The 2,851-nt window shown below is 68.6% G+C and carries 4 protein-coding genes; 2 read left to right on the top strand and 2 right to left on the bottom strand.

Annotated features, from left to right (window positions below):
• Nucleotides 1-275 precede the first annotated feature (275 nt).
• On the top strand, nt 276-845 hold the full coding sequence (locus tag VIU94_RS11700; RefSeq protein WP_331910418.1) for a GNAT family N-acetyltransferase: 570 nt from the start codon (nt 276-278) through the stop codon (nt 843-845).
• A 411-nt stretch (nt 846-1,256) separates the two neighbouring features.
• On the opposite strand, the gene VIU94_RS11695 is transcribed toward VIU94_RS11700, so the two are convergent.
• Nucleotides 1,257-1,625: a hypothetical protein gene (locus tag VIU94_RS11695; protein WP_331910416.1), complete on the bottom strand. Its 369-nt coding sequence runs from the start codon at nt 1,623-1,625 to the stop codon at nt 1,257-1,259.
• A 142-nt stretch (nt 1,626-1,767) separates the two neighbouring features.
• Nucleotides 1,768-2,331 carry a hypothetical protein gene (locus VIU94_RS11690; protein WP_331910414.1) on the bottom strand — a complete coding sequence of 188 codons (564 nt, stop codon included), beginning with the start codon at nt 2,329-2,331 and terminating at the stop codon, nt 1,768-1,770.
• 233 nt (nt 2,332-2,564) lie between these two features.
• Here VIU94_RS11690 and VIU94_RS11685 point away from each other — a divergent pair.
• Nucleotides 2,565-2,851 (top strand): SGNH/GDSL hydrolase family protein (locus VIU94_RS11685; RefSeq protein WP_331910412.1); only part of this gene is annotated, 287 nt, incomplete at its 3' end.

The following is a 2,851-nucleotide window of genomic DNA, read 5'->3' as shown; positions in this document are numbered from 1 at the left end:
CACGCTGCCCGAGACCGATTCCGTGGTCGGCATCGACCTCGGCCTGGGGCACTTCGCGGTCCTGAGAACATGGTCGGCGTCGTCCTCGACCTCGTCGCGGAAGTCGGCGCGGACGCCGCTGTCGTAGCCGAGGGCCGTTTGGTCGTGGGCTTCGGTGACAGGGGCGGGACGCATTGATACCCGGGGCCGGTTCACCGCGCCTGCCCCGGGTGCCACGGGCTCAAGGCCGTCCGAAACCTGATCCATGCCGGTCGGGCCGGTTCTAGGGTCGCGTCATGACGAGCATTGACGACATGGACTACGAGTTCCGCACTGCCCGGCCTGAGGACGCCGAGGCCATCGAGGCGGTCGACGGTTCCTTCACCACCCGCACCGTCTTCCACGTGGCCGTCACCGAGGAGGGGTTCGCCCTTGAGGAGATCCCGGTGGATCCGCCGATCCACAAGGTCTTCCCGGCGGAGGACGCCGACGACGGCGACGCCCACGCGGCTGAGGAGGACATGAACAGCCGTACCGTCGTTGCCGTCAGCGGCGATGGTGGTCTGGCAGGGTTCGCCACTGTGTCCTACGTGCCGTGGAACCGGCGGCTCGTAGTCGAGGACATAGAGGTCGCTCCGGCTCATCGGGGGCGCGGTGTCGGCCGTGCCCTGATGGGCCATGCCGTCGGGATCGCCCGCGAGCGCGGTGCCGGGCACATCTGGTTGGAGGTCACCAACATCAACGCCCCGGCCATCCATGCTTACCGGCGGATGGGATTCGCCTTCTGCGGACTGGACACGGCGCTTTATGACGGCACACCCTCGTCGGGCGAACAAGCCCTTTACATGAGCATGCCTTGCACCTGAGCCCCCGGCAGGCTCCGGACAGCGGGTGCCGGCACGTCGCCGGGCGGACCGCAGACCGCCGCCTCCACACAGGGCCGGCGTGGTCACGCCCGGGCCACACAGTCACAAGCTCGCCGCCACACCGAAGCCCTGACCAGCACGTTCGTCACCGGAGAAAGTCCAGCGCCTGCATCGGACCCGAACGACGCTCGGCTGGGAGGAGGACGCTGGCACCGGGCGGAGAGGCCAGCCGCGCCGCCCGCGAGGTGCGCTCGCGCGGTGTGCGGGACCGACGGGTTGCCGCTCCTGTGAGGCCTGTGGGAGCCGAGGTCCTCGCTGACTCCCGGATCAGCTGGGCCCCGGGCGGCCGGCTCGCCGCCCAATGTCCTCCCGTACTACACCTACGAGAGGCTGCTCCTCAACGGCTTCGACCTAGGATCGTCGCGCCCGGTGCCGCCGCACTCGCTCCAGGCGCGCTTGGTTGCGCGGGGAAGCGTCGATGCCGAGATCGGCCCGCCGCTTCAGCCGGTACGCGACCACCTCGCCTAGAGGCGCATCTGCAAACTTCCGCCACTGCCCAGTCCTTGGGCGAGCGAACCGTACCTCCGAGTCGTCCAGGGCCCCGCTGAATTCCCTGAGCCGCTGCAGCGCCAACTGCTCGCCGCGGCGCAACGCATGATGCCTGGCCCGCCGTGAGCGCGGGATGTTCTTCCGCGAGCTCTTCTGGTTCTCGCCGTAGTCGTTCCGGCGGTCCTTCAGATAGCTCAGCTGCTTCTTCTCCTGAGGTGACCTTTGCCGCATGCCCGCCATGCTCGCCGACCGACAGCAGTTCCCGCATCCCGTTTCGATCAGGTACGGGTCGCCCCCGGGCGTCGGCCGAGTCGTCGATGACGCCCCGGGCGCTGCAACCCGCGGGCCAACGCCGCGTCCAGCTCCACCGGCTTCACCACGCGTCGGCACGGGTGCGACGGCGGTAGTAGGCGATGGCGAGGACGATAATGACGGGACCCCATACGCCGGTTGGAGCGACGCACACTGTTGCGAGCGTCTCCCAGGCGGCATTGGTGTACTCGACGGTGTCGATGACGCCGTACGCGGTGAGCCGTCGACCGTCACCGATCGGAACGTCGGTGAACAGCACGGTGAGGATCAGGCCGCCGAGGACGGCTGGGACGACGGCCGCCATCGGCCGGATGCGCCTGCCGCCGATGATCGGAATCCAGGAGGGCGCCATCTCTCCCCACCCCCGGACCAGCCCGATGGCCAAGATCGCGGTCACTTCGGTGATCACGCTGAGCCCGAACACATACGGGATGCTCACCCAATAGGGCGGCATGCCGAGCTCGTGAACCTGCCCCATCTCGAAGTGGAAGGCGAAGGGCAGCCTCCACAGACATGACGGCAGCAACAGCAGCGGAAGCGCGTAGGCCAGGCGCATCGCCCAGCGCGGAACCGGCCGCTCAGTGTCACTGACCGGTGGGGGCGTGTGAAAGACCTTCGGGAGCATGGCTCCATCCTGGTGAAGCACTTGGAACGAGGGATCATCCACACGGGCCGACCGGCTCCCCCGAGCGGCGGAGGGCCCTCGCCCCCCGACGGACACCCTCATGAGCGCCGCTACGGCGGTGCGTCGGGACCAGGCGGGGCCACGTAATGTGGGCGATCGCGGCAGTGAATCAGGGCCGCCCGGCCACGCCCGGGTCAGGGCGGGCGACGGCGGCGACGAGGAGGGAACAACACGTGATCCAGTTGTCCACCGACCCGATGACCTGGGTCATGACGGGTGACAGCATCACACAGGGCGTTCTGCACACGCGCGGCGCGCGTGGATGGGTCGAGCACGCGCAGGAGCGCGTGCGTTGGCAACTCGACCGGCTCATGGACATCGTGGTCAACACCGGGGTGTCGGCTTGGCGGGCCACCGATGTGCTTGGCGCGTACGACCACCTCATCGGCCGTTTCTCCCCTGACGTGTTGTCCATATCCCTTGGCACCAACGATGCCGTCGCAGGTGTGGACGGGCTGCC

The organism is Streptomyces sp., assembly GCF_036566765.1.
GTDB lineage: Bacteria > Actinomycetota > Actinomycetes > Streptomycetales > Streptomycetaceae > Streptomyces.
This window is presented reverse-complemented; position numbering and strand designations above follow the sequence as displayed.